Raw genomic sequence first — 522 nt, forward strand, 5'->3', positions numbered from 1 at the left:
GAAGGTACCGACATATATCCAGCCATGAAACAAACCTACGTAGCAAGACGCAACCAGTGCTACAGCCACCGCCGAAACCAGCAGCGCCCCCCCGAACCCGGCCAGGTCCTGAACCTGAATCCGCGAGGTCGGGCACCCGCCCAGAACCCGAAGAGCACGCCCACGCGCTCTTAACGACAACCAGAACAACGCAAGCGCCGCAATCAGCGCAAATGCTGCAAGAACAGCGGCAGCAAATCCTCTTTCTCGCACAACGAATTCAAGGCTTTTAAAAATGGACGCATCCCCGCGACCGACCTTCACGCCTTCACTTTTCAGCGTGTCCTCAAACTCGCTCAAGTGAGCCTTTTCACCGGTCACGAGATAGAACCCATCGGGGTAGGAGGTTTCAAGCCGGTCCTTACCGACAATCTTGCCTGCACCATCGCCGCCAAACCAAGTAAATTCGTCGGGCAGATCTCTATCGTTAAGTGCTACGTAGACCTGGCCATCGCCGTCGCTTGCAAGGTCTGGCGCAACCTT

General features: G+C 56.3%; 1 pseudogene. It reads right to left on the reverse strand.

The features are described 5' to 3' along the window. Positions 1-522, reverse strand: a pseudogene (locus ACWHAR_RS31870) (hypothetical protein); the annotation flags it as partial.

It is taken from the genome of Bacillus sp. LR--39, assembly GCF_053613335.1.